General features: G+C 62.1%; 17 protein-coding genes. 4 read left to right on the forward strand and 13 right to left on the reverse strand.

Features of this window, described 5'->3' with window-relative positions:
• Positions 1 to 11: 11 nt before the first annotated feature.
• Positions 12 to 731, reverse strand: coding sequence for a protocatechuate 3,4-dioxygenase subunit beta (gene pcaH / locus JUI81_RS22500; RefSeq protein WP_018927930.1), 720 nt, complete (start codon positions 729 to 731; stop codon positions 12 to 14).
• A 103-nt stretch (positions 732 to 834) separates the two neighbouring features.
• Positions 835 to 1,764, reverse strand: a complete 930-nt coding sequence (pcaQ, locus tag JUI81_RS22505) for a pca operon transcription factor PcaQ (RefSeq protein ID WP_204125059.1) — start codon at positions 1,762 to 1,764, stop codon at positions 835 to 837.
• A 247-nt stretch (positions 1,765 to 2,011) separates the two neighbouring features.
• Here pcaQ and JUI81_RS22510 point away from each other — a divergent pair, with 247 nt between their 5' ends.
• Both JUI81_RS22510 and JUI81_RS22515 read left to right on the forward strand, forming a co-directional pair.
• The gene (locus JUI81_RS22510) at positions 2,012 to 3,058 is read left to right on the forward strand and encodes an aromatic ring-hydroxylating dioxygenase subunit alpha (protein ID WP_204125060.1); all 1,047 of its coding nucleotides are present in this window, start codon (positions 2,012 to 2,014) and stop codon (positions 3,056 to 3,058) included.
• Positions 3,055 to 4,005, forward strand: coding sequence for a PDR/VanB family oxidoreductase (locus JUI81_RS22515; protein WP_204125061.1), 951 nt, complete (start codon positions 3,055 to 3,057; stop codon positions 4,003 to 4,005). The genes JUI81_RS22510 and JUI81_RS22515 overlap by 4 nt, the downstream gene beginning before the upstream one ends.
• Before the next feature lie 10 nt (positions 4,006 to 4,015).
• On the opposite strand, the gene JUI81_RS22520 is transcribed toward JUI81_RS22515, so the two are convergent.
• From JUI81_RS22520 to JUI81_RS22540, 5 genes are all read right to left on the reverse strand, one after another.
• Positions 4,016 to 4,729, reverse strand: a complete 714-nt coding sequence (locus tag JUI81_RS22520) for a GntR family transcriptional regulator (protein WP_018927894.1) — start codon at positions 4,727 to 4,729, stop codon at positions 4,016 to 4,018.
• A gap of 77 nt (positions 4,730 to 4,806) precedes the next feature.
• Entirely contained in the window at positions 4,807 to 6,048 is a 1,242-nt protein-coding gene (locus JUI81_RS22525) for a thiolase family protein (RefSeq protein ID WP_204125062.1), read from the reverse strand.
• Positions 6,045 to 7,928 (reverse strand): feruloyl-CoA synthase, encoded by a 1,884-nt coding sequence (locus tag JUI81_RS22530; protein ID WP_204125063.1) that lies wholly within the window; start codon positions 7,926 to 7,928, stop codon positions 6,045 to 6,047. The genes JUI81_RS22525 and JUI81_RS22530 overlap by 4 nt, the downstream gene beginning before the upstream one ends.
• Before the next feature lie 143 nt (positions 7,929 to 8,071).
• Positions 8,072 to 9,520: an aldehyde dehydrogenase gene (locus JUI81_RS22535; protein WP_064617346.1), complete on the reverse strand. Its 1,449-nt coding sequence runs from the start codon at positions 9,518 to 9,520 to the stop codon at positions 8,072 to 8,074.
• A 129-nt stretch (positions 9,521 to 9,649) separates the two neighbouring features.
• On the reverse strand, positions 9,650 to 10,480 hold the full coding sequence (locus tag JUI81_RS22540; RefSeq protein WP_007895816.1) for a p-hydroxycinnamoyl CoA hydratase/lyase: 831 nt from the start codon (positions 10,478 to 10,480) through the stop codon (positions 9,650 to 9,652).
• Positions 10,481 to 10,855: 375 nt separating this feature from the next.
• On the opposite strand from JUI81_RS22540, the gene JUI81_RS22545 reads away from it, so the two are divergent.
• The gene (locus JUI81_RS22545; protein WP_018927890.1) at positions 10,856 to 11,344 is read left to right on the forward strand and encodes a MarR family winged helix-turn-helix transcriptional regulator; all 489 of its coding nucleotides are present in this window, start codon (positions 10,856 to 10,858) and stop codon (positions 11,342 to 11,344) included.
• A 6-nt stretch (positions 11,345 to 11,350) separates the two neighbouring features.
• On the opposite strand, the gene JUI81_RS22550 is transcribed toward JUI81_RS22545, so the two are convergent.
• Positions 11,351 to 12,661 carry an OprD family porin gene (locus JUI81_RS22550; RefSeq protein ID WP_019649001.1) on the reverse strand — a complete coding sequence of 437 codons (1,311 nt, stop codon included), beginning with the start codon at positions 12,659 to 12,661 and terminating at the stop codon, positions 11,351 to 11,353.
• Positions 12,662 to 12,992: 331 nt separating this feature from the next.
• On the opposite strand from JUI81_RS22550, the gene mhpT reads away from it, so the two are divergent.
• Positions 12,993 to 14,219, forward strand: a complete 1,227-nt coding sequence (mhpT, locus tag JUI81_RS22555) for a 3-(3-hydroxy-phenyl)propionate transporter MhpT (RefSeq protein ID WP_018927888.1) — start codon at positions 12,993 to 12,995, stop codon at positions 14,217 to 14,219.
• Between the two features lie 205 nt (positions 14,220 to 14,424).
• Here the strand turns inward: mhpT and JUI81_RS22560 are convergent, their stop codons facing one another.
• From JUI81_RS22560 to JUI81_RS22580, 5 genes are all read right to left on the reverse strand, one after another.
• Complete coding sequence (locus JUI81_RS22560; RefSeq protein WP_138867367.1) at positions 14,425 to 15,885, reverse strand: amidase; 1,461 nt, start codon at positions 15,883 to 15,885, stop codon at positions 14,425 to 14,427.
• Positions 15,886 to 15,901: 16 nt separating this feature from the next.
• A complete protein-coding gene (locus tag JUI81_RS22565; protein ID WP_019649003.1) occupies positions 15,902 to 17,149 on the reverse strand; it encodes an MFS transporter in 1,248 nt (415 codons plus the stop codon).
• Positions 17,150 to 17,159: 10 nt separating this feature from the next.
• Positions 17,160 to 18,095, reverse strand: coding sequence for a transporter (locus JUI81_RS22570; RefSeq protein ID WP_204125064.1), 936 nt, complete (start codon positions 18,093 to 18,095; stop codon positions 17,160 to 17,162).
• 78 nt (positions 18,096 to 18,173) lie between these two features.
• The gene (locus JUI81_RS22575) at positions 18,174 to 19,157 is read right to left on the reverse strand and encodes a helix-turn-helix domain-containing protein (RefSeq protein ID WP_019578617.1); all 984 of its coding nucleotides are present in this window, start codon (positions 19,155 to 19,157) and stop codon (positions 18,174 to 18,176) included.
• Between the two features lie 144 nt (positions 19,158 to 19,301).
• On the reverse strand, positions 19,302 to 21,725 hold the full coding sequence (locus tag JUI81_RS22580) for an RND family transporter (protein WP_204125065.1): 2,424 nt from the start codon (positions 21,723 to 21,725) through the stop codon (positions 19,302 to 19,304).
• Between the last annotated feature and the right edge of the window lie 52 nt (positions 21,726 to 21,777).

Here is a 21,777-nt window from a genome sequence, read left to right on the forward strand (position 1 = left end):
GGACGGACTCCTCAGCAGTTTTCGAAGTGGGTCTTGCGCTGGCCGCGCAGCACGATGTCGAAGCGATAGGCCAGGCAATCCATCGGGTTGGCATTCCCCATGTCGAGCCGGGCGATCAGGCTCTGTACCGCCTCTGGATTGGCGATCGACTTAACGATCGGGCACATCGGGATCAGTGGATCGCCTTCGAAATACAGCTGGGTGATCAGGCGCGTGGCGATCGATGGCCCGCTGATGGAGAAATGGATGTGCGCCGGGCGCCAGTCATTCGGACCGTTGCGCCAAGGATACGGACCGGGTTTCACGGTGCGAAAGCTGTAGTAGCCGTCACGGTCGGTCAGAGCCCGGCCGACACCGCCGAAATTCGGGTCCAGTGGTGCCAGGTAGCGATCATTTTTGTGCCGGTAGCGACCACCGGCGTTGGCCTGCCACATCTCCACCAGGGTATGCGGGATGGGCTTGCCATATTGATCACAGACCCGGCCGGAAACGATGATCCTCTCGCCCACCGGCAGCCCACCATTATTGAAGTTGAGTAGCAGGTCGTTATCGAACCGCCCCATCTTCAGGTGAGAGAAATCCGGGCCGCTGGTTTCGCTGGCCGACTGGGGGATGCTCACCAAGGCTTGGCGTGGAGAACGGGCGACAGAGGTTTTGTAATCAGGGGTCAGGGCTTTTGGGTGCCAATTACGGTCACGAATAACGAAACGACTGCTGTCTGCATCAGACATGTCGATCTCCTGTTGTTTGATTTATGGAGCACTGCCCGCGCAGTTTCAAACAACAGAAGGCTGGGGAATATTGAAAAGCCACCCTCAACACATAACCAAATGGTTATGGATAACACCCTTCGCGATACGCCTGCCCTACCTCGCGCAGTACCTCGACGCACCACTGGGCCGCCAGTGACAACGGCAAGCTGGCGTTACTGGAAATCCCCACCGAACCACCCGGTTCGCGCTGCCCCAGATTGATCTCAAGCAGTTCGCCGCTTGCCAGATCCAGGCGCACGGCATCCAGTGGCGCGATCCAGATCGCCTCGCTGGACAACACATAACGACGGCTCAGGGTCACGGACAAGGTTTCCAGACGCTGCCGCGACTGGCTGATGCCGCATTGCACGAACAGGCTGTCGGCATATTTGCGAATCGTCGTCCCTGCCAGCGGCAGCACCAGCGGGAAATCTTCCAGGGCGCTACGCTCCAGTGGCTCGGCCAGCAAGGGATGACCGGGACGCACCACCAACGTCATGGATTCACTGTACAGATGCTCGAAGGTCAGCCCCTGAATCTCCGGGCTATCGGTCATACGGCCGACAACCAGATCCACATCGCCCACCCGCAACTGCGACAACAAATAGGCGCTTGGCCCGGTCACCACACTCACCACCAGCGCCGAATGGCGCTCGTGCAAGCGCCGTACAACCTCAGGCACCAGCAAGCTTTCCACCGTCGACAACACGCCGAGTCGAACTTTGCCCGCCGCATATTCGCCACCGCGCAAGGTGTTCACCCCATCACGCAGCGCCTGCACCGAAGGCCCGGCATAACGCAAAAATGCAACCCCGGCTTCGGTCAGGTTCACACCACTTTTACTGCGTATAAACAGGCTTGCCTCCAGCAGCTCCTCCAGCTCCTTGAGCGTCTTCGACATCGCTGGCTGACTCACCGCCAACACATCCGCCGCCCGCGCCAGACTGCCCTGACGAGCCATTTCGAGAAAGCACACGAGGTGACGGAATTTGATGCGGGTATCGATGTTCACTACAGAGCCCCGTGAAATTGCCTCGATGGCGTCGAAACGTTTGCAGGCGATCTTAGCGTGCGCTCAATTTCCTGGCGACCGGATGGTGCTGGATTTCAGAGACTCCCGCCAGCATTGATCCAGAAGAGCTCACAAACCATCAATGGATCCACTAAATCGTTAACAAATAGAATTAATTTGACAAAACCCCCTAAAATCACAACTAATGGATCCACTAAATAACAACAAACAACCTTGGAGAATCTCCATGTACCCCAAGAACACCTGGTACGTCGCCTGCACGCCCGATGAAATCGCTGGCAAGCCATTGGGCCGTCAGATCTGCGGTGAAAAGATGGTTTTTTACCGCGGCCACGAGGGTAAGGTGGCGGCTGTCGAGGACTTCTGCCCTCATCGCGGCGCGCCGCTGTCCTTGGGCTATGTGGAAAACGGTAATCTGGTGTGCGGCTATCACGGCCTGGTGATGGGGTGCGACGGCAAGACTGTGGAAATGCCCGGGCAGCGGGTTCGCGGCTTCCCGTGCAACAAGACCTTTGCCGTGGTCGAGCGCTACGGCTTTATTTGGGTCTGGCCCGGCGATCAGGCGTTGGCCGACCCGGCGCTGATCCATCACCTGGAATGGGCCGTCAGTGACGAGTGGGCCTATGGCGGCGGCCTGTTCCACATCCAGTGCGACTACCGCCTGATGATCGACAACCTGATGGACCTGACTCACGAAACCTACGTTCATGCGTCCAGCATCGGCCAAAAGGAAATCGACGAAGCGCCGCCGGTGACCACGGTCGAAGGCGACGAGGTGGTCACCGCCCGCCACATGGACAACATCATGGCCCCGCCCTTCTGGCGCATGGCCCTGCGCGGCAACAACCTGGCCGACGATGTGCCGGTGGACCGCTGGCAGATCTGCCGCTTCACCCCGCCCAGCCATGTGCTGATCGAAGTCGGCGTGGCCCATGCCGGCCATGGTGGTTATCAGGCTCCCCAGCAGCTCAAGGCATCGAGCATCGTCGTCGACTTCATCACGCCGGAAACCGAGACCTCGATCTGGTACTTCTGGGGCATGGCGCGCAACTTCAATCCGCAGGATGAAGCCTTGACCGCGAGCATTCGCGAGGGACAGGGCAAGATTTTCAGCGAGGACCTGGAGATGCTCGAACGCCAGCAACAGAACCTGCTCAGCCATCCCTCGCGCAACTTGCTCAAGCTCAATATCGACGCTGGCGGCGTGCAGTCGCGTCGCGTTCTGGAGCGCCTGATCGCCAGGGAGCAAGCCTCGCAGGAGTCAATGGCATGATCGAAGTGCTGGTGGTATCGCGCAACAACGAAGCCCAGGACATCTGCAGCTATGAGCTGGCCAGTGTCGATGACCGACCGCTGCCGGCCTTCAGCGCCGGTGCGCATATCGATGTGCACCTGCCCGGCGGCTTGATCCGGCAATACTCCCTGTGCAACCACCCCGAAGAACGCCATCGCTACCTGATCGGCGTGCTCAAGGACCCGACCTCCCGCGGTGGTTCACTGGCCATGCACGAGCAGATCCACCCCGGCACGCGCCTGCCGATCAGTGAACCGCGCAACCTGTTCCCGTTGGTCCATGAGGCCAGGCGCAGCCTGCTGTTCGCTGGCGGTATCGGGATCACGCCGATCCTGTGCATGGCCGAACGCCTGGCACACAGTGGCGCGGATTTCGAGCTGCATTACTGTGCCCGATCACGGGACCGTGCAGCCTTTTTCGAACGCCTGCAGCACTCGCCTTTTGCCGACCGGGTGTTCCTGCATTTCGATCAGGAACCCGACACCGTGCTGGACGCGGCCAAGGTTCTGGCCACGCCGCTGAACGACGTTCATTTATATGTGTGTGGCCCCGGCGGCTTCATGCAGCACGTGTTGGACACGGCCAGGAAGCAGGGCTGGCAGGAACAATACCTGCACCGCGAGTACTTCGCCGCTGCGCCCGTCGACACTGGCGCCGATGGCAGTTTCTCGATCAAGGTCGCCAGCAGCGGTCAGGTCTTCGAGGTGCCGGCCGACAAGAGCGTGGTGCAGGTGTTGCAAAACCAAGGCATCGAGATCGCCATTTCCTGTGAACAAGGCATTTGTGGCACTTGCCTGACTCGGGTTCTGGAAGGGGTGCCGGAGCATCGCGACCTGTTCCTCACCGAGGATGAACAGGCCTGCAACGACCAGTTCACCCCTTGCTGCTCGCGCTCGAAAACGCCGCTGCTGGTGCTGGATATCTGATAAACCGCGCTTATTCCGAGCGGAGAATGACCTTCATCCGCTCCTCGGCCGTCGCTGAGCCGAAGACCTCGGCGTAGCGCAACGTGGCGTTGGCGTGTTCGCGCATGATCGCTTCGGCACGCGCGCCCTGGCGGTTAACCAAGGCATCGAACACCGAATGGTGTTGCATGTGGGCATAGTTGAAGCGTCGGTATTCCCGGACCATGTCGTTGCGGTCCACGGCCAGGGCAGTCACCGAAGCGAAGGGCAAATGATCGTTGCGCGCCAGGGCGTCGGCGATCGCCGGGTTGTGACTGCCTTCGACGATCACCTGGTGAAAACGCATGTTGAGGTCGTGATAGACCTCCAGGTCTTCTATGGTCACGTACCCTTTATCGAACAGCTGATCACCCTGCATCAGGCACTGTTCGAGGGTCGCCCGGGCTTCGTCCGAGAGCCCGCGCTCGGCGGTCTGACGCGCCGCCAGGCCTTCGAGTACGCCCCGTACTTCGACCGCACCGGCAATGTCATCGGGGCTGACCGAACGCACCTGAAACCCGCGCCCGCCAAAACGCACCAGCAAGCCTTCCTGCTCCAGCGTGCGGAACGCCATGCGCACCGGCATCCGCGAAACACCGAATAGCTGCGCCGTGGGGATTTCCATCAACCGCTCGCCCGCCGCCAGCTCGCCCGAGGCGATCATCTTGCGCAATGCGACCAACACCGTTTGACCGGGCTTACTCATCCAGGCAACTTCCAGAAAGGTGGGCCTGCATAGTAACGCAAGAGAGAGACGCCAGGTTTGAGCAGAGGTCGCGGTGTTCAGCCTTGATAGGCCGGGTTCTCGATCAGCAGCGCCATGCCCTGCCCTCCGCCAACACACGCGGCGGCAATGCCATAACGCAGATTGCCCTCGCGCAGTTGCCTGGCCAGGGTCAGCACCAGACGCAACCCGCTGGCGGCCAAGGGATGCCCCAGGGCGATGGAGCCGCCCCGCCGGTTGAGGCGGTCGCCGTCCAGTTCAAGCACCTGCGCCACGGCCAGCACCTGTGCCGCCTGGGCTTCGTTGATTTCCAACAAGCCGATGTCGTCAATGGCCAGGCCGCTGCGTTGCAGCAGCAACTGGATCGCCGGCGCCGGGCCGATGCCCATGAACTCCGGTGCCACGCCCACCACGGCACTGGCCAGCAAATGGGCCAACACCGGACGCCGAGCCGCAGAGGCTCGCCCCACCAGCGCGGCCGCCGCACCATCGACCACCGCGCAACTGTTGCCGGCCGTTTGCACACCGCCGGCATGCACCGCGCGCAAACGGTCCAAAGCGCTCAGCTCGGTAGGTCGCGGATGGCTATCGCGCGTCACGCGATCCACGCCCCGTGGCAACTGAATACTCCGTGGTTGATAGCCGGCCAGCTCAAAACGCTCATTGCCGATCGCTACCAGTTCCGGTTCGAACCAGCCGTCGGCTTGCCCCTGCAATGCCAGTTGATGACTGCACAGAGCGTAGCGATCCACTTCGTCGCGGCTCAGGCCATGCCGCCGGGCCAGGTTGTCGGCGGTGGTGATCATGTCTACGCCTGGGGCCGGGTCGTAGAGGGCTTCCCAGAGAAAGTCCTTGAACGCCACCTCGGCACCGAGCCGGAAACCGCTGCGGTGGGTGTAAGCGGCAATCGGGTTGCGTGACATCGATTCGGCTGCCACACACAGGGCCAGCTGCACGCCGTCATCCAGCTGCCTGGCGGCCTGCCGCAAGAGTTCGAAACCGGTGGCGCAGATGCGCTGCACCCCCAGCGCCGGAGTCTCTTGCGGCACACCACTGTAAAGGCCGATATGTCGAGGCAGCAGGTACGCATCAAAACTGGCCTGGGCCACGGAGCCGGCGAGCACGCTGTCCACCGAGGACGGATCGAGAGCAGCGCGAGCCAATACCTCGCGCCCGACCTTGATCCCCAGATCGATCGGCGAGACCTGAGCCAAGGCCCCGCCAAGGTCGACCCAAGGCGTGCGCAGGGCTTCGAAAATCGCCACATCGCTAAAGCTCGAATACTGCCCCGCACCGTTCATGGCAGAGGTCCGGCGCGCAGGATGGAAGGCTCTTCACCGCGATACAGCGCCTCGACTTTGTCGGCACGCCACTGCAACACCGCACGCTGATTGATCGAGCCCTTGTCGGTGATTTCACCACGGTCGATGGAAGCTGGTTCGTCAAGCAGCGCGATCCATTCCAGGCGGCTGGCATTACCGGTGGCGTCGCGGTTGAGCCGCTGCAGCCAATCGCCGAACCACTGACGCACCGGCGCGCTGGCCAAAACCTCGGCATCGCTGGCGTGGGCACTCAAACCCGCCAGACGTCGGCATTCATACAACCGGGGAAAGACCAGCGCCCCCAGGCACTCGCGGTCCGGTGCGGCCACCACCAGGTCCTGAACATAAGGAGAACCTTCGAGCACCGCACGATTTCGTAGCGGACCGACGCTGACAAACACGCCGGAGCTGAGCTTGAAGTCCTCGGCAATGCGCCCGTCGAACATCAGCCCGAGTTGCGGATCACGGGGGTCAGCCAGTTTCAGCGCATCGCCAGAACAATAGAAACCCTGTTCGTCGAACACCTCGGCGGTCTGCTGCGGCGCGCGCCAGTAACCGGGCATGATGTGCGGCCCGCGAAAACGCCCTTCCAGCTTGCCGTCCACCGGTACCAGCCGCACTTCGCAACCGGGTGCCGGCAGGCCGATGTAGCCGGCCATGGACAATGGCCCGGTGGTGAACGTGCAGGACGGCGACGCCTCGGTCATGCCAAGCCCGGCCATCATGCGAATGCGTTCGCCACAATGCTGTTCAGCGACCCGGTCCAAGCGATCCCAAACCCGTTGCGACAAACCGGCGGCAGCGAAAAAGAACAGCTTCATGCGCGAGAAGAAACGCTCGCGCAACTCGCCATCCTGCTCCAGAGCGTTGACCAGCTCTTCCCAGCCCTTGGGCACGGTCAGGTAGGCGGTGGGCGATATTTCCTTGAGGTTGCGCAGTGTTTCAGCAAAACCCTGAACGGTCGGCTTGCCGTCGTCCAGGTAAAAAGTGCCGCCGTTGTACAGCACAATACCGACGTTGTGGCTGCCACCGAAGGTGTGATTCCACGGCAGCCAGTCCACCAGCACCGGAGGTTCTTCGCCGAACACCGGGAAGGTTTGCAACAGCATCTGCTGGTTGGCGCAGAGCATGCGCTGGGTGGTGACCACCGCCTTGGGCAGTTTGGTGGAGCCTGAGGTAAACAGGAATTTGGCGATGCTGTCTGGCCCGGTAGCCGTGAACGCGCAATCGGCCTCGGCACCGCCGGGCCGTTCCAGCAGGCTGGCAAAACTCGCCTGACGGCGGCCCGGTACTTGGCCATGCACGGTAACCAGCGGCGTATCGGCCGGCAGCACCGCCTCAATCGCCCGCTGATAGGTCGCGGCGTCGCTGACGAACACCAGCCCCGGTTGCAGCAGGTCGCAGACATGCCGCAGCTTGGCGAAATCCTGGGACAACAACGAATAGGCCGGGGAAATCGGACTATAGGGAATGCCGGCGTACATCGCGCCCAGGGCCATCTGCAAATGCTCGATGTCGTTGCCCGAGAGGATCGCCAGTGGTCGCTCGGACGACAGGCCGTAACTCAGCAGGCTCTGGGCAATGGCGCGGACGCTGGTCAGCATGTCGGCGTAACTCACCCGGCGCCAGTCGCCGCCCTCCAGGCGAGCGGCAACAAAGGTCTGTTGCGGGCGCACCCGGGCCCAATGCACCAGGCGATCGAGCAAGCGTACGGGCAACTCGGCCAAGGGTTCCAGGGAGCGCATATGCAATATGCCCTGCTCTTCGCTGACCTCGACCGCAGGACAGCCGATGGATACCTGGCGATAGCGTGGCGCACTGGCGTCGGCCTGGGGGTGCGATCTGAATTCGGAACTCACGTGCTTGTTCTCCATCAAGGCACGCCACCGGTCCGCTGCGAAGCAGTCAACTGGGGCATGGCAGCCTTGTTATTGTTATATCTGGCCTGCACGCGGGCGACGAGCGCTCTCAAGCGTACGTCGCCCGGCGCTGCGACAGCTGCTCAGATCGGGTAGTGCCGCGGTCCGTTCTGCAAGGTCACCCAGCGCAATTGGGTGAAGTGCTCGATGGACGCCTTGCCGCCAAAACTGCCATAGCCGCTGGACTTGACCCCGCCGAAAGGCATCTGTGCCTCGTCGTGCACGGTCGGGCCGTTGATGTGGCAGATGCCCGACTCGACCCGCTGGGCCAAGGCCAGAGCACGGCCGGTGTCACGACTGAAGATCGCCGCCGACAAGCCGAACTCGGAATCATTGGCCAGACGCAGCAGCTCTTCATCGCCCTCACCGCGCAGCACCACCGCCACCGGGCCAAAGGATTCTTCGCGGTACAGGCGCATGGCATCGGTGACGCTATCGAGCAAAGTCGGCTGCAGAATACTGCCCTCCAACCGGCCACCTGCGACCAGGGTTGCGCCCTTGTCGAGAGCATCGTCGATCATCAGTTTGATCCGTTCGCCGGCGTTGCTGTCCACCAGGGAACCCAGCACCGAACCTTCCGCATTGGGGTTGCCGGCGGGCAAGGTGGCGATCTTCGCCGCCAGTTTGGCGACAAAGGCATCGGCCACCCTGGCATCGACGATCAGGCGCTCGGTGGACATGCAGATCTGTCCCTGGTTGAAGAAGGCACCGAAGGCTGCGGCCTCGACTGCCGCATCCAGGTCGGCATCTTCCAGCACCAGGAACGGCGCCTTGCCGCCCAGTTCCAGCAACGCCGGCTTGAGATGACGCGCCGACAGTTCACCAACGATGCGCCCGACATGGGTCGAGCCGGTGAAGTTGACCCGACGCACCGCCGGGTTGGCGATCAACCGTTCGACAATCGCCGCGGCATCCTGGGGCGCGTTGCTGATGACGTTGACCACGCCGTCACCGAGGCCGGCGTCCTGCAACACCTGGCCGATCAGCCTATGCACCGCCGGGCTCAGTTCCGACGCCTTGAGCACCACGGTGTTGCCGCAGGCCAGCGGCATGGCGATGGCGCGGGTGGCGAGGATGACTGGGGCGTTCCACGGCGCGATGCCGAGCACCACGCCACACGGTTGACGCAGGGCCATGGCGAAGCTGCCGGGCACATCCGAAGGAATGACTTCGCCGGTGATCTGGGTGGTCATGGATGCCGCTTCACGCAGCATGTTCGACGCCAGATGCACATTGAAGCCGTACCAGTTGGCCATGGCGCCGGTCTCGCCGGCGGCGGCGATGAATTCCGCGCTGCGGGCCTGCAACTGCTCGGCGGCGCGCAACAACCGGGTGCGTCGTTCATTGGGGGCCAGGGCCGCCCAGATGGGGAATGCCGCTTTGGCCGCAGCCACGGCGGCGTCGGCATCTTCCAGGGTGGCGGCGGCAACCCGCGACACGATTTCGCCGGTCACCGGATTACGCCGTTCGAAGGTTCGACCGTCTCGGGCGGGGCACGACTGGCCGCCGATCAGCAGGGGCACGTCCAGCATGGTGATTCCTCTTTATTGTCTTTATCGGGAATACGTTCGAGGGGCTCACAGTAGCGCCGAGGCGCCGGGGCGAACAGCTGGCGGACGCTCGATCGCCCGGCCAGCTCGCCTTGTTCTAAACGCCAGGGCTCAGCGTTTGTAAGCCTGCAAACCGGGCTTGATGCTCTTGTCGTCGAGGAACTGCTTCATGCCCTGCTCGCGGCCACCTTCGGTGTCCAGAAGACGCGACTGATCGAGCTTGGCGTACAGGTAATCTTCATTCTGCTCCCAGGTGAGTTCGCGGCAACGCTTGAAGCCGTGCTTGGCTGCGCGCAGCACCACCGGGTTTTTCTCCAGCAGGTTACGCGCCAGCTCGATCGTCACCTCACGCAGTTGCGCCAGCGGCACGCTCTCGTTGACCAGGCCCATCTCGGCGGCTTTCTGCCCGCCGAAGGTCTTGCCGGTCATGATGTAGTACAGCGACTGGCGATGGCCCACGGTGTCGGCCATGGCCTTGCTCACCAGGTTGCCCGGCGGAATGCCCCAGTTGATTTCCGACAGGCCGAAAGTCGCTTCATCGGCGCAGATCGCCAGATCGCAGGCCACCAGCGGGCTGAAACCGCCACCGAAGCACCAGCCGTTGACCATGGCGATGGTCGGCTTGGCGTACATGCGCAGCAGTTTCCATTGCCATTGAGAGGCTTCGCGGCGGATTTTTTCCTGAAGGATTTCCGGGCCGGCGTCCACTTCGCGGAAGTATTCCTTGAGGTCCATGCCTGCAGTCCAGGCTTCGCCCGCCCCCGTCAGCACCAGGACACCGGCGTCCGGATCCTGCTCCAGGGTTTCCAGAACGTCGATCATCTCGCGGTTCAGGGTCGGGCTCATGGCGTTGCGTTTTTCCGGGCGGTTGAGGATGACCCAAGCGATGCCTTCCTCGATTTCCACTTTGACCGTTGTCCAGCGACCTTCGTAATTGCTCATGGCGATGCTCTCTTGTTCTTGGCTTGACGATGGGTAAAAACTAAACCGCAAATATAGTTATGTCAATTAACTATTAATAAAATTAACAAAGCATTTTCTGTCCCGAAAACCAATGCGAGTCAGTTAAGCCGTATTGCGATCTGTAGCAGCTGGCGAAGCCTGCGTTTGGCTGCGTAGCAGCCGTAAAATCAGAAATTGCGGTGAGTCAGACAGCGTGCGTCAGCCGGACTCACGACTGCTTCGCAGCCGAACGCAGCCTCGCGGGCTCGGCAGCTGCTACAAAGAGTGCGTCGCGACTGAAGTCGTGGCTATCCCCGGCCAATCTCGGCAAACTAGATAGCCTTCTTAACCGCCAGCCCGAGGATTCACCCTGCAATGGCCAAGTCTTCCAAGATTGCCGCCGCCCCCGAGGCGCCTGCCGACAGCCCCGAAACCCAGGCGTCGCTGGACGCAGCCCTCGACGACCTGATCGGTTACGCCATGCGCCGGGCGCAACTGAAACTGTTCCAGAACCTGATTGGCCGGCTCTCGGCCCACGACTTGCGCCCGGCGCAGTTCTCGGCCCTGGCGATCATCGACCAGAACCCCGGGCTGATGCAGGCCGACCTGGCCAAGGCACTGGCCATCGAGCCACCGCAAGTGGTGCCGCTGCTGAACAAACTGGAAAGCCGGGCGCTGGCGGTGCGAGTGCGCTGCAAACCGGACAAACGCTCCTACGGGATTTTTCTCAGCAAGACCGGCGAAACCCTGCTCAAGGAGCTGAAACTGATCGCTGCCGAGAGCGACATGGATGCCACGTCCGCCCTCGACAGTCAGGAACGCGAAGAACTGCTCAGGCTGCTGAAGAAGGTCTATCAGGCCTGAAACGACTTACCAGATCGGCACGGTGTAGAGCACCAGAAAGCGGGTCTGGTTTTCATCGCGAAACGCCGCGCCGGTGGGGAAGTCATTGCGATAGATCGACTTGCGCGCCATCAGCCCGACGTTCTTCAGCGGGCCACTCTGGATTACATACCCCAGCTCCATCTGGAACTCCCGCTCCTTGCGGTCGTCGGCGTTCAGCGCCGCCAGTTCGATATGGTCACCGCGCACATAACGCAGCCGGCTCTTCAGGCCGGGCACCCCGGCGGCGGCGAAGTCATAGTCGTAGATCGCCTGCCAGGTTCGCTCCTTGGCATTGAGAAAGTCTGAGCTCATGGTCAGCTCACTCATGCCCATCAACTCGGTGCCCGACACATAAGGCGTCGCGGTGTCACCACTGGAGTGCATATAACCCAAGCTCAGGCGATGGCCGCCAAAGCGATAGCCGAACAGCGCCGAGAGGTTGCGGTTGTCCACCTTGCCGGCCTTCGCGCTACCGTCCTCGTCGCTGAAAAAACTGCGCAAGTCAGTGGTCAGCGTGCCCTCGCCCACCTGCAGCGTGTGCAGCAAGGCCAGGGTGTTCTGCTGGTAAAGGTCCGCCACTTCGGCGTGATAGGCACGCAGGCTCAGATCCTTGTTCACCTGGTAATCGCCGCCGACATAGGCCATGTGCGATGAGGTGGCCGCACCGTTGAAACGCCGGTTCGGCGAGGCGATGCTCATCGGCTGGTAGTTGGTGGAATCGCGCTTGTTGATGCGATCGATGTAGCCAGTGTTGAAGGTCAGCCCGTCGATGTCCTTTGAACTGAGGGTGGTGCCACGAAACGTCTGCGGCAGCAGCCGTGACGGACTGGCGAAAGCGAACGGCAGGAAGATCGATACATCGCCGGTCTTCACCGTGGTCTGGGCAAAACGCATCTTGGCGGTCATGGCCAGGCGCGAATACTCGTCCGCCGCACGCTTGTCGCTGGCGGACACCGGCAACAACTCGGTGCCGCTGCGGTCCGGCGACGAATCCAGCTTGACCCCCATCAGGCCGCGAGCATCAAGGCCGAAGCCGACGGTCCCCGGGGTAAAGCCCGACTCCATATTCATGATGAAACCCTGAGCCCATTCCCGGGCCGCGGTCTTCGCCCCGTCGTCCTTGTAGTCCCGATCCAGGTAGTAATTGCGCAGGGTCAAGGTGCCGTGACTGTCATCGATAAAGCCTTCGGCCAGCGCCGGAGTGGCAATCACACTCAAACCCAACAGGGCCAGATGACGTGCACGAACAGGTAAGGTTGAGATCGCCACGAGGGCGTCCCGAGGGAGATTTGGCATGTTCGATGTCCACTTATTGTTGTTGTTTTTAGAACGGGATCGTCGGGTTGCCCCAAGGATCTCCGGTCAGAGAATGGAAACGCCTGAGGGTGGCGTCAATCCACAATGACCGATAATCGAACATTAATATTATTATCTATTTTTTAAATACATCTTCCACCTTATGTCATCACATTGATTTAAATGAATTTAATGGCATTTTTCAGTAAAAAACCTTGGTCATTCATTTTTTAGTTATCTTTGTTAATCTTAATTTCAGCCTGCTATCGCCTACAGCAATCAGGCTCGCGCTCCCCCGTAAGCCCCAACAAAAACAATAATGAGGTTCGCCATGGACACCCCATCACGTCGCACGACGCTGACCATCGCCCTGTGTTTTATCGTTGCACTGATCGAAGGCTTCGACCTGCAAGCCGCCGGCACTGCCGCCGCGGGCCTGCGCCAGACCTTTGCCCTGGACCCGAAAATGATGGGCTGGGTATTCAGCGCCGGCATTATCGGTTTACTGCCGGGCGCCTTCTTCGGCGGCTGGATCGCCGATCGCATCGGCCGCAAGAAAATCCTCATCGGCGCCGTGCTGCTGTTCGGCGTGTTCTCCCTCAACACGGCCTATGTCAGCAGTTTTTCCGGCCTGCTGCTGGCGCGCTTCATGACGGGCCTGGGCCTGGGTGCCGCCCTGCCCAACCTGATCGCGCTGTGTGCCGAAGCCGTGGGTGAGCAACGTCGCGGCACCGCGATCAGCATCATGTATGCCGGCGTGCCGTTGGGCGGCGCACTGGCGGCGGTGGTCGCCATGCTGTTCGCCGAGCATTGGCAGATGACCTTCATCATCGGTGGTCTCGTGCCCTTGCTGGTGGTGCCGTTGATGGTCCTGCTGCTGCCTGAGTCCAGCGCCTTTCGCCAGCAACAAGGCAGCGTCAACGTGGCGCGTGCGTCAACCGGCCAGGCGCTGTTCGGCGAAGACCGGACCCGCGTCACCCTGGCGTTGTGGCTGAGCTACTTCTTCACCCTGACCGTGATGTACATGCTGCTCAACTGGCTGCCATCGCTGTTGCTGGAACAGGGTTTCAGCAAACCCCAGGCAGGCCTGGTGCAGATGCTGTTCAACATTGGCGGCGCCCTCGGTTCCCTGCTCGGCGGGCTGCTGCTGGATCGCTGCAACGGCATCAAAGTGGTGCTGTTTGTCTACGCCGGGTTGCTGGCGGCGCTAGCTGGAGTCGGCCTGTCGGTGGGCATCGTCCCCATGGCCATCGCCGGTTTTTCCGCCGGGTTGTTTGTGATGGCCGCGCAGCTGGTGCTGTACGCCCTGGCACCGCCGTCGTACCCGACCTCGGTGCGCGCCACCGGCGTCGGCGCTGCGGTGGCGATCGGTCGCCTCGGATCAGTGGCCGGGCCCTTGGCCGCCGGGCAAATTCTGGCGGCCGGGGCTGGCACCACCGGAGTTTTGCTGGCGACCTCGCCCGGGCTGCTGATTGCAGCACTGGCGATCATCAGCGTGATTGCCCGCTCGGCCGAGCCGCCGTTGCGTACGGCGAACCCGATTGCGGATAAAACCTGACCGGGGCGCCCTCCTTGTAGCAGCTGCCGAGCCTGCGTGACTGCGTTCGGCCGTAGCAGCTGTCGAGCTTGCGAGGCTGCGTTCGGCTGCGAAGCAGTCGTCAAACCAGAACTTGCGGTACGCCTGGCAGACCGCATCAGCCGGATTCACGACTGCTGCGCAGCCGAACGCAGCCTCGCAGGCTCGGCAGCTGCTACCAATCGTGTTACGGCGTGGTGCGCAGGCACGCATTCACCGGCGGTACGCGCTGCCGCCAGGGCTGAGCCTGCTCCAGTTGTGCGGCCAGGCTCAGCAAGGTCGCCTCTTCGCCGAAGCGGCCTGCGAAGTGCGCGCCCATGGGCAAGCCTTGCGGGCTCCAGTGAAGCGGTACCGACATTGCCGGTTGCCCACTGGCATTGAACAACGCGGTAAACGGCGAGTAACTGTGGAAGCGCTCGATCAATTCATCGAGACTCAAGCGGTCGTCCCGCAGGTCCAGCTCGCCGATCGGTACCGGTTCACGGGTCAGGGTCGGGCTGAGGATCAGGTCGTAATCCTGCATGAACAGCGCCAGTTGCCGGCCCAGGGCATGAATCCACTCCACCGCTGCCGCGTATTGCGCGCCACTGACCCCGCCCTTGTCGCGCAGAATGATCCGCGTGCGGGCTTCCAGCTCCTCGGGCTGTACAGGCGCGCCACGCAATTGGCCCAACAGGTCGACGTAGTTTCGCGTGCTGGCACCGATGATAGTGAACACCTGGTCAAGAAACTCAGGCAGCACCACCGGTAACCGGGCGGGTTCTACCCGATGCCCCAGCGACTCACACAGGCTCGCAGCCTGACGCACCGCCTCCAGGCTTTGTGTGGAAGTCGGCCAAGACCCGATCTGCTCCACCAGGGCGATACGCATTGGCCGCGGAGTCTGTTGTACAGCAGTCACATACGGTTGCGCCGACAGCGGCGCAGCATAGGGCGCACCCAAATCGATTCCCGCCGTGGCGTCGAGCAAAGCCGCGCTGTCACGTACCGATAAGGTGATGCAGTGGTTGGTGCCCATGCCCGCCCAGCCCTCGCCTATCATTGGCCCGGAGGGCAGCAAGCCACGGCTTGGTTTGAGGCCAAAGACTCCGCAGCAGGACGCCGGCACCCGCAACGAACCACCGCCGTCATTGCCATGGGCAAACGGCACTACCCGCGCCGCCACCAGGGCCGCCGCCCCGCCGCTGGAGCCGCCAGCGCTGTGCTCGGTGTTCCACGGATTGCGGGTGGCGCCGAAACGTGTCGACTCGGTGGAATAGGATGTGCCGAACTCCGGTGCCGTGCTGGTGCCGACGATCAGGCAACCGGCGCGGCGCAGGCGGATCACCACCTCGGATTCGAAATCGGCGCGGGCCCCGCCCAGCGCCAGCGAACCATTGGTCATTGCGGCACCCTGCACCGGCGCGAACAGGTCCTTGATCAAGGTCGGCACACCGGCAAACAGTCCGTCCCGAACCTGAGGTTCGAGCGCTGCCTCGCGGGCCTTGTCGTAGAGCCGCTCGGCCACTGCGTTGAGTTGCGGTTCAACCCGCTCCAGTCGCTCGATCACTGCGTCGACCAGCTCCACGGGCTGCACTTCACCACGCCTGACCCAAGCGGCCAGGCCGGTGGCGTCTTCCTTGTCCAACAACTGATGGATGTCTTGCATGTTTGATACTCCGGATCTATTTCAATGACGAATGGGTGGATGGCACGGAAGAGTTCGAGCGGCGGCGCGATAATCCGGCGATCGCCCAAAGCAGCGCGGCAGCAAGACTGGCGAAGGCCAGCCATTCGATGGCGTGACGCAGGTCGCCGGCAAACGCACCCAGCACCGCCACCACCAAGGGGCTGACGAACTGACCGAAATACAGGCACGCGGTGAAGCCTCCCAATCCCCGACCACGGGTTCGAGCACTCAAGGCCTCCATCATCGGCGCCATGACATTGGGCACCAGCAATCCCGCGCCCAGGCCATGGATCACCACCGCCAGCACCACTTGGTTGTAGCTTTGCCCGCGCATCAGCAACCACAACCCGAGCGCCAGCAACAGCAGCAACACCGTATTGGTACCGGCGATCCCCAAACGTCGACGCAGCAGCGGCCAGGCCAGGGAACCGCCCAGGGTGGCCAGCAGGCTCAAGCCGGCGGACAGGCCAATCAGGGTGCTGGATGTGACCCCGAGACCCACCAGCAAAATGGGCGTCTGTACCGGCACCACAAAGCTCAGCACCATGCCCGCGAGGATCAGCAGATAACCCAACACCAGCGGCAGAATCGCCACCCGCTCCGGTCCCTGAACCTCAACGGACGGCTGCGTACGAACCGGCTCCCAGAGCACCTTCACCATGGCCGGCACCAGCAGCAGCGGCAGCAAATAGAGGAGGAACGGCAAGCGCCAGGAGTGCTCGCCCAAAGCGCCACCAACGACGAAGAACAACGCACCGACCAAACCGATGGTGACCACCTGACGGTTGATGTAGCGCAACCGTTCCTCGCCCTGCCAATAGTCGCCGATCAGGGTCGCGCAACAGGTCATCACCGCCGCCTCGGCCACCCCGAACAGCAGGCGCACAGCGACGATGGACTGCAGATCCCCCAGCACTGCCGGCAACGCGCCGAGCAAGGTATAGAGCAAGGTGGCGATCACCAGTAACGCCTTGCGCCCGACTCGATCGGCGAGCCAGCCGGCCAGGGGCGCGCACACCGCAATCGCCAGCGCCGGCCCGGTCACCGCCAGTGGCACCAGTAAATCGGCCCGGGAAGTGAGCGGCCCGAACTCGGCACCGAGTTTGGGCAGGATCGGCGCGATCATCACCGAGCCCATGATGGTCAGGCTGCTGCCCAGCACCAGCACCAGCCCTTCGCGGCGTCCCGTGGCCTGACGCACGACAGGCGTCGCCAGGGTTGAAGCGCAATGCACAGAAGTCATGGTCCGGTCCTCAGAAACTTTGGGAAACGCGCAAGGCGACGGTGTAGCCTTCGGCGCGGTTGCTCGCGCCCTGCTCTTTGTAGAGGTGCAGCCAGACCGGCGGAAGGCCCGGTTTGACGTAGCTCACCGCTGGTCCCACAGCCAGCACCCTGGCGCGATTGCCACTCGTCAGGCCCGGGGCGTCGTCATCGGTGAACTGACGGTAGTAGTACCCGCCGATACCGGCGGTCCAGGGGCCGAAGTGCTGGCCCACGGCGAACTCATGCCGGTACTCCACGCCGTTCTTGTAGTCAGTGGCAGGGTTGCGCGTGTTGATGTCCACCTCGAAGCTCGATGACACCTCGAAGCCGGTGTCACTGATGTAAGTGGCATTGACGATGGGGGAAAAAGTCCAGTGATTGAGCCCGGGGGAAATCAGCCGGTTCTTGTCGTAGTCGCCGGTGGGGGTCTGGATCTGAAACTGGGTGTTGACGAACAGGTTGAGCGACAGGTTCCACTGCAGGATCAGCGGCAGAAACTGCACGTCTGCCAGGCGGAACGGATCGGCCTCAAGTTTCAACGGACCGCCCGGCGTCGGCACCTCCAGGGAAGCATCCATCTTGAAGAAAGGCACCACCGTGCCGAAACCGTATTGGGCGCCGAGGACGGTGTAGTCCGTCATGCGCATATAGGCCAGGCCGATGGACAGCACGTCCAGGGAGAGATTGTTGTCCAGAGAACGACCGTGGCGGTCCTTCTGCACGTTGGCCGAATAGAAGGCCGTGCGCAGGCCCAGGGTGCCGAATGGCGTGGCCGGCGGCATCATCCCGGCGCCGAAGTCATAGACGCCCACTGCGGTGGTCGGCGCCCCGTTTTCAGTGGCCTGTGCGCCAGCGCACAGGCCGAACAGCCCCAGGGTGAATACAGTGACGCGGCTGATGCTTGAGTTGTTGTTCTTGTGATTCATCGAATGCCCCTCCCAACCAAATGGTGTGGGCCATCCTAGTAACGACTCCGGTAGGCGGGTTATCCGTTTTCAGCACAGTTAATGGCGACGCAAGGTCTGTGAGGGCGTCTCTCCGAACAGTGTGCGGTAATCGCTGGCAAAGCGACTCAGGTGCCAGAAGCCCCAACGCGCCGCCACCTCTTGCACCCCATGTTCATGGGGGCTGTCACGCAGTTCACGACGCACTGCATTGAGGCGCAACGCCCTTAAATACGCCACCGGATTGATACCCAGGGTTTCCTGGAAACAGTACTGGAGTTTGCGTCGGCTGGCGCCGATGTGATTGCACAGATCGAGGATCGATAATGGTTCGTCCAGATGCCCCAACGCATATTCCCTGGCACGATCGACCATGCGTTTGCGCGCCGTCGGGTTAAGGGGCGCGGCCTGATCCGGCGCGACCAGTTCCAGCAGTTGCACCATCACGGCATCGCGAATGCCATGACGGATCGCCTCATAGCCCAGCAGGCTGTCGTGGCCTTGATCGGCAGCGGCCAGCTCGTCGAACAGCGCCGCCAACTCAGCCTGCACCGAGGAAGCCCCCAGACGGTAACACTTGGGAAGATCGGTAATTTGAAACCGGGCGCCCTGGCGCTCCAGCACATGTTCAAGGGCCTGGACATCAACCGCCACCCCCAACAGATCCAGATGTTCGGGCGTGCGCAGATCGGGCAAGTGATCACCATGGGCCACCAACAGGCTCGCCTCATGAATCGGATGCCCCGCACAAAACACCGCCCCCTGAGCGCTCAGCGGCACGCTGAAGGTGATGGCTCCCTTCCAGGCGCTGCCACTCTTGAGCATCGCCTGATTAGAGCGGTCGCGCGCCAGTTGCATCCACCCGGCGCGAAACTCGATCAACTCGCCTTCAAAGCGCCCGGGCGTCAGCTGGTCATAGCGTACCTGCCAGCCGTCCATGTTCTGTGCGTGCTGATCGATGTCGTTGGTGCGATAACGATGAATCGCCGCAGTCATGTCCGGCGTACCGGTGGCGCCATCCACGCTTGGGTTATTGTTATTCATGGACCTTTCCTGTTGGGCACACAAGGCTTGCAGGCCGTTGGGGAGGCAAGTTCCATTCCGCCGTAACAGGCATTGGCGTAATTGTGCCGAAAACGGCTAGTCGGTCCTCACTGTCCCCGTCCTCGTGTAGCGCTTGCCGAGTCCTCAGCCCTCCTTGAGCAACAGCCCATGCCGGCTCGCTTCAGGCTTTTTTGCGAAGACCTTCTGCGGCAGCAGCAGCCAGGCCAGGGCCGGCAGCAGGATCAGGGCACCGAGCATGTTCACCAGGAACATGAACGCCAGCAGAATCCCCATGTCGGCCTGGAACTTGATCGGTGAGAACGCCCAGGTCGACACCGCGACCGCCAGGGTCATGCCGGTCAGCAACACCACTTTGCCGGTGAACAGCAGCGCCTGGTAATACGCCTGTGCCAGGGTGTCGCCGGCACGCATGCGGGCCAGAATCACACTCAAGACGTAGAGCGCGTAGTCGATGCCAATGCCCACGCCCAGTGCGATGACCGGCAGGGTCGCGACTTTGACCCCCATGCCCAGCCCCACCATCAGCGCCTCGCAAAGAATCGAGGTGAGCATCAGCGGCAGCATCGCGCAAAGGGTTGCGCGCCAGCTGCGGAAGGTCAGCAGGCACAACAGGCTGACCGCGCCGTAGACCCAGAACAGCATCTCGCGCATGGATTTTTTCACCACGATATTGGTCGCGGCTTCGATCCCGGCGCTGCCGGCGGCGAGCATGAATTTGACCTCTGGCATCTGATGCTCGCTGATGAATTTCTCGCTGGCCTGCACCACCCGATTCAGGGTATCGGCCTTGTGATCGGCCAGGTAAACGTACAGCGACAACATCGAACAGCCCTGATTGAACAGCTCCCGCGGAGCACGGGTTTGCACGGCGCCCAGCGCACCGTCATTGGGGATCAGCTCATACCATTTGAAGTTGCCTTCGTTGTAACCGGCCGTGGCGATCTTGCTCAGCACCGCCATCGAGGTGGTCGACTCCACGCCGGGCAATTGCTCCAGCCGCCAGGCCAACGCATCCACTGCCGACAGGCTCGCGTAACGGGTGCACTGATCTTCCGGAGTCTTGATCATGACCACGAAAATATCCGAGCTGGCCGCATAGTTTTGGGTCATGAACAGCGCGTCGCGGTTGTAGCGCGAGTCAGCCCGCAACTCCGGGGCGCCGGGATCGAGATCGCCGATCTTCAGGTGCAGGCTCACGGCAAAACCGAACGCTGCCAGCAGCAGACCGCCCAGCATGGCGCAAATAGCCCAGCGCCGCTGGGTGAACAAATCGAGCACGCGCCACAACGGATGCTTGATCTGTGCCTGCAGTTCGGCGTTTTCCGAACTCAGGCTGCGTTGCGCCGCTGCCGGGCTGACACCGATATAGCTGAGCAGGATCGGCAACAGAATCAGGTTGGTGAAAATCAGCACCGCCACGCCGAGGCTGGCGGTGATCGCCAGATCCTGAATCACCCGGATATTGATCAGCAGCAGCACCGCGAAGCCCACCGCATCACAGAGCAACGCGGTCATGCCGGCCGCGAACAGTCGGCGGAAGGTATAACGCGCGGCCACCACCCGGTGGGTGCCGCGACCGACGTCCTGCATGATGCCGTTCATCTTCTGCGCGCCGTGGCTCATGCCAATGGCGAACACCAGAAACGGCACCAGCGCCGAGTACGGGTCCAATTCATAACCGAGGATGGCGAGCAGACCCAGCTGCCAGAGCACCGCCACCAGCGAACACGTCACCACCACCAGCGTGCTGCGCGCGCAACGGGTGTAGCCAAACAGCACCAACACCGTCACCAGTACCGCCACCACGAAGAACAGCAAAACTTGAGTCAGCCCCTCGATCAGGTCGCCGACGATTTTGGTGAAACCGGTGATGTGAATCCGCAGGTCATCGCTCTGGTACTTATCCCGCAGAGCTTCCAGTTGCCGGGAAAACTCGCCGTAGTCCAAGGCCTTGCCGGTCTGCGGACTGATGTCCAGCAACGGCACGAAGATCACGCTGGACTTGAAGTTGCCGGCCACCAATTGACCGACCTCACCGGAACGCGCGACGTTGGTCCGCACCTGTTCGATACTGGCCGCCGAGCCATCGTAGTCGTCGGGGATCACGGTGCCGCCATCAAGCCCCTCCTCGGTCACGGCGGTCCAGCGCGTGGTCGGGGTCCATAACGATTTCATGTAGGGCCGGTCGACACCCGGCAGCAGATAGAGCTCGTCGTTGAGCCTGGCCAAGGTGTCGAGATAGTCCTTGGTGAAAATGCTGCCTTGTTTGACCTCCACGGCGATCCGCAGCGAGTTGCCCAGGCCGCTCAACTCACTGCGATTCTCCAGGAAGTTGGCGACATAGGGATGCCCCGTGGGAATGGTTTTCTCATAACTGGCATTGATGCCGATGCGCGTGGCTTGCCAGCCGAGCACCAGCGTCACCAGCAGACACAGCAGGATCACCAGCGGTCGATGGTTGAAGATCGCCCGTTCGGCGAAGTTGCCCGACGCCTGGTCGAAGTCTGCCAGGCGGCCGATCACGGTTTGGGTTTTGTCGTCTTTCAAGTCTGACTCCTGTTGCACGGGCCGTGGCCCGATAGCGCTGCACCGTGAAGTT

This window comes from Pseudomonas sp. 008 (genome assembly GCF_016861935.1).
GTDB lineage: Bacteria > Pseudomonadota > Gammaproteobacteria > Pseudomonadales > Pseudomonadaceae > Aquipseudomonas.

Bases quoted from the DNA above. Each gene is read 5' to 3' on its own strand.
- pcaH (WP_018927930.1), bottom strand. From the start codon at position 731: ATGTCTGATGCAGACAGCAGTCGTTTCGTTATTCGTGACCGTAATTGG.
- JUI81_RS22520 (WP_018927894.1), bottom strand. From the start codon at position 4,729: ATGAGTAAGCCCGGTCAAACGGTGTTGGTCGCATTGCGCAAGATGATC.
- JUI81_RS22550 (WP_019649001.1), bottom strand. From the start codon at position 12,661: ATGCCAAATCTCCCTCGGGACGCCCTCGTGGCGATCTCAACCTTACCT.
- JUI81_RS22540 (WP_007895816.1), bottom strand. From the start codon at position 10,480: ATGAGCAATTACGAAGGTCGCTGGACAACGGTCAAAGTGGAAATCGAG.
- mhpT (WP_018927888.1), top strand. From the start codon at position 12,993: ATGGACACCCCATCACGTCGCACGACGCTGACCATCGCCCTGTGTTTT.
- JUI81_RS22535 (WP_064617346.1), bottom strand. From the start codon at position 9,520: ATGCTGGACGTGCCCCTGCTGATCGGCGGCCAGTCGTGCCCCGCCCGA.
- JUI81_RS22525 (WP_204125062.1), bottom strand. From the start codon at position 6,048: ATGAACGGTGCGGGGCAGTATTCGAGCTTTAGCGATGTGGCGATTTTC.
- JUI81_RS22560 (WP_138867367.1), bottom strand. From the start codon at position 15,885: ATGCAAGACATCCATCAGTTGTTGGACAAGGAAGACGCCACCGGCCTG.
- JUI81_RS22565 (WP_019649003.1), bottom strand. From the start codon at position 17,149: ATGACTTCTGTGCATTGCGCTTCAACCCTGGCGACGCCTGTCGTGCGT.
- JUI81_RS22510 (WP_204125060.1), top strand. From the start codon at position 2,012: ATGTACCCCAAGAACACCTGGTACGTCGCCTGCACGCCCGATGAAATC.
- JUI81_RS22515 (WP_204125061.1), top strand. From the start codon at position 3,055: ATGATCGAAGTGCTGGTGGTATCGCGCAACAACGAAGCCCAGGACATC.
- JUI81_RS22570 (WP_204125064.1), bottom strand. From the start codon at position 18,095: ATGAATCACAAGAACAACAACTCAAGCATCAGCCGCGTCACTGTATTC.
- JUI81_RS22545 (WP_018927890.1), top strand. From the start codon at position 10,856: ATGGCCAAGTCTTCCAAGATTGCCGCCGCCCCCGAGGCGCCTGCCGAC.
- JUI81_RS22575 (WP_019578617.1), bottom strand. From the start codon at position 19,157: ATGAATAACAATAACCCAAGCGTGGATGGCGCCACCGGTACGCCGGAC.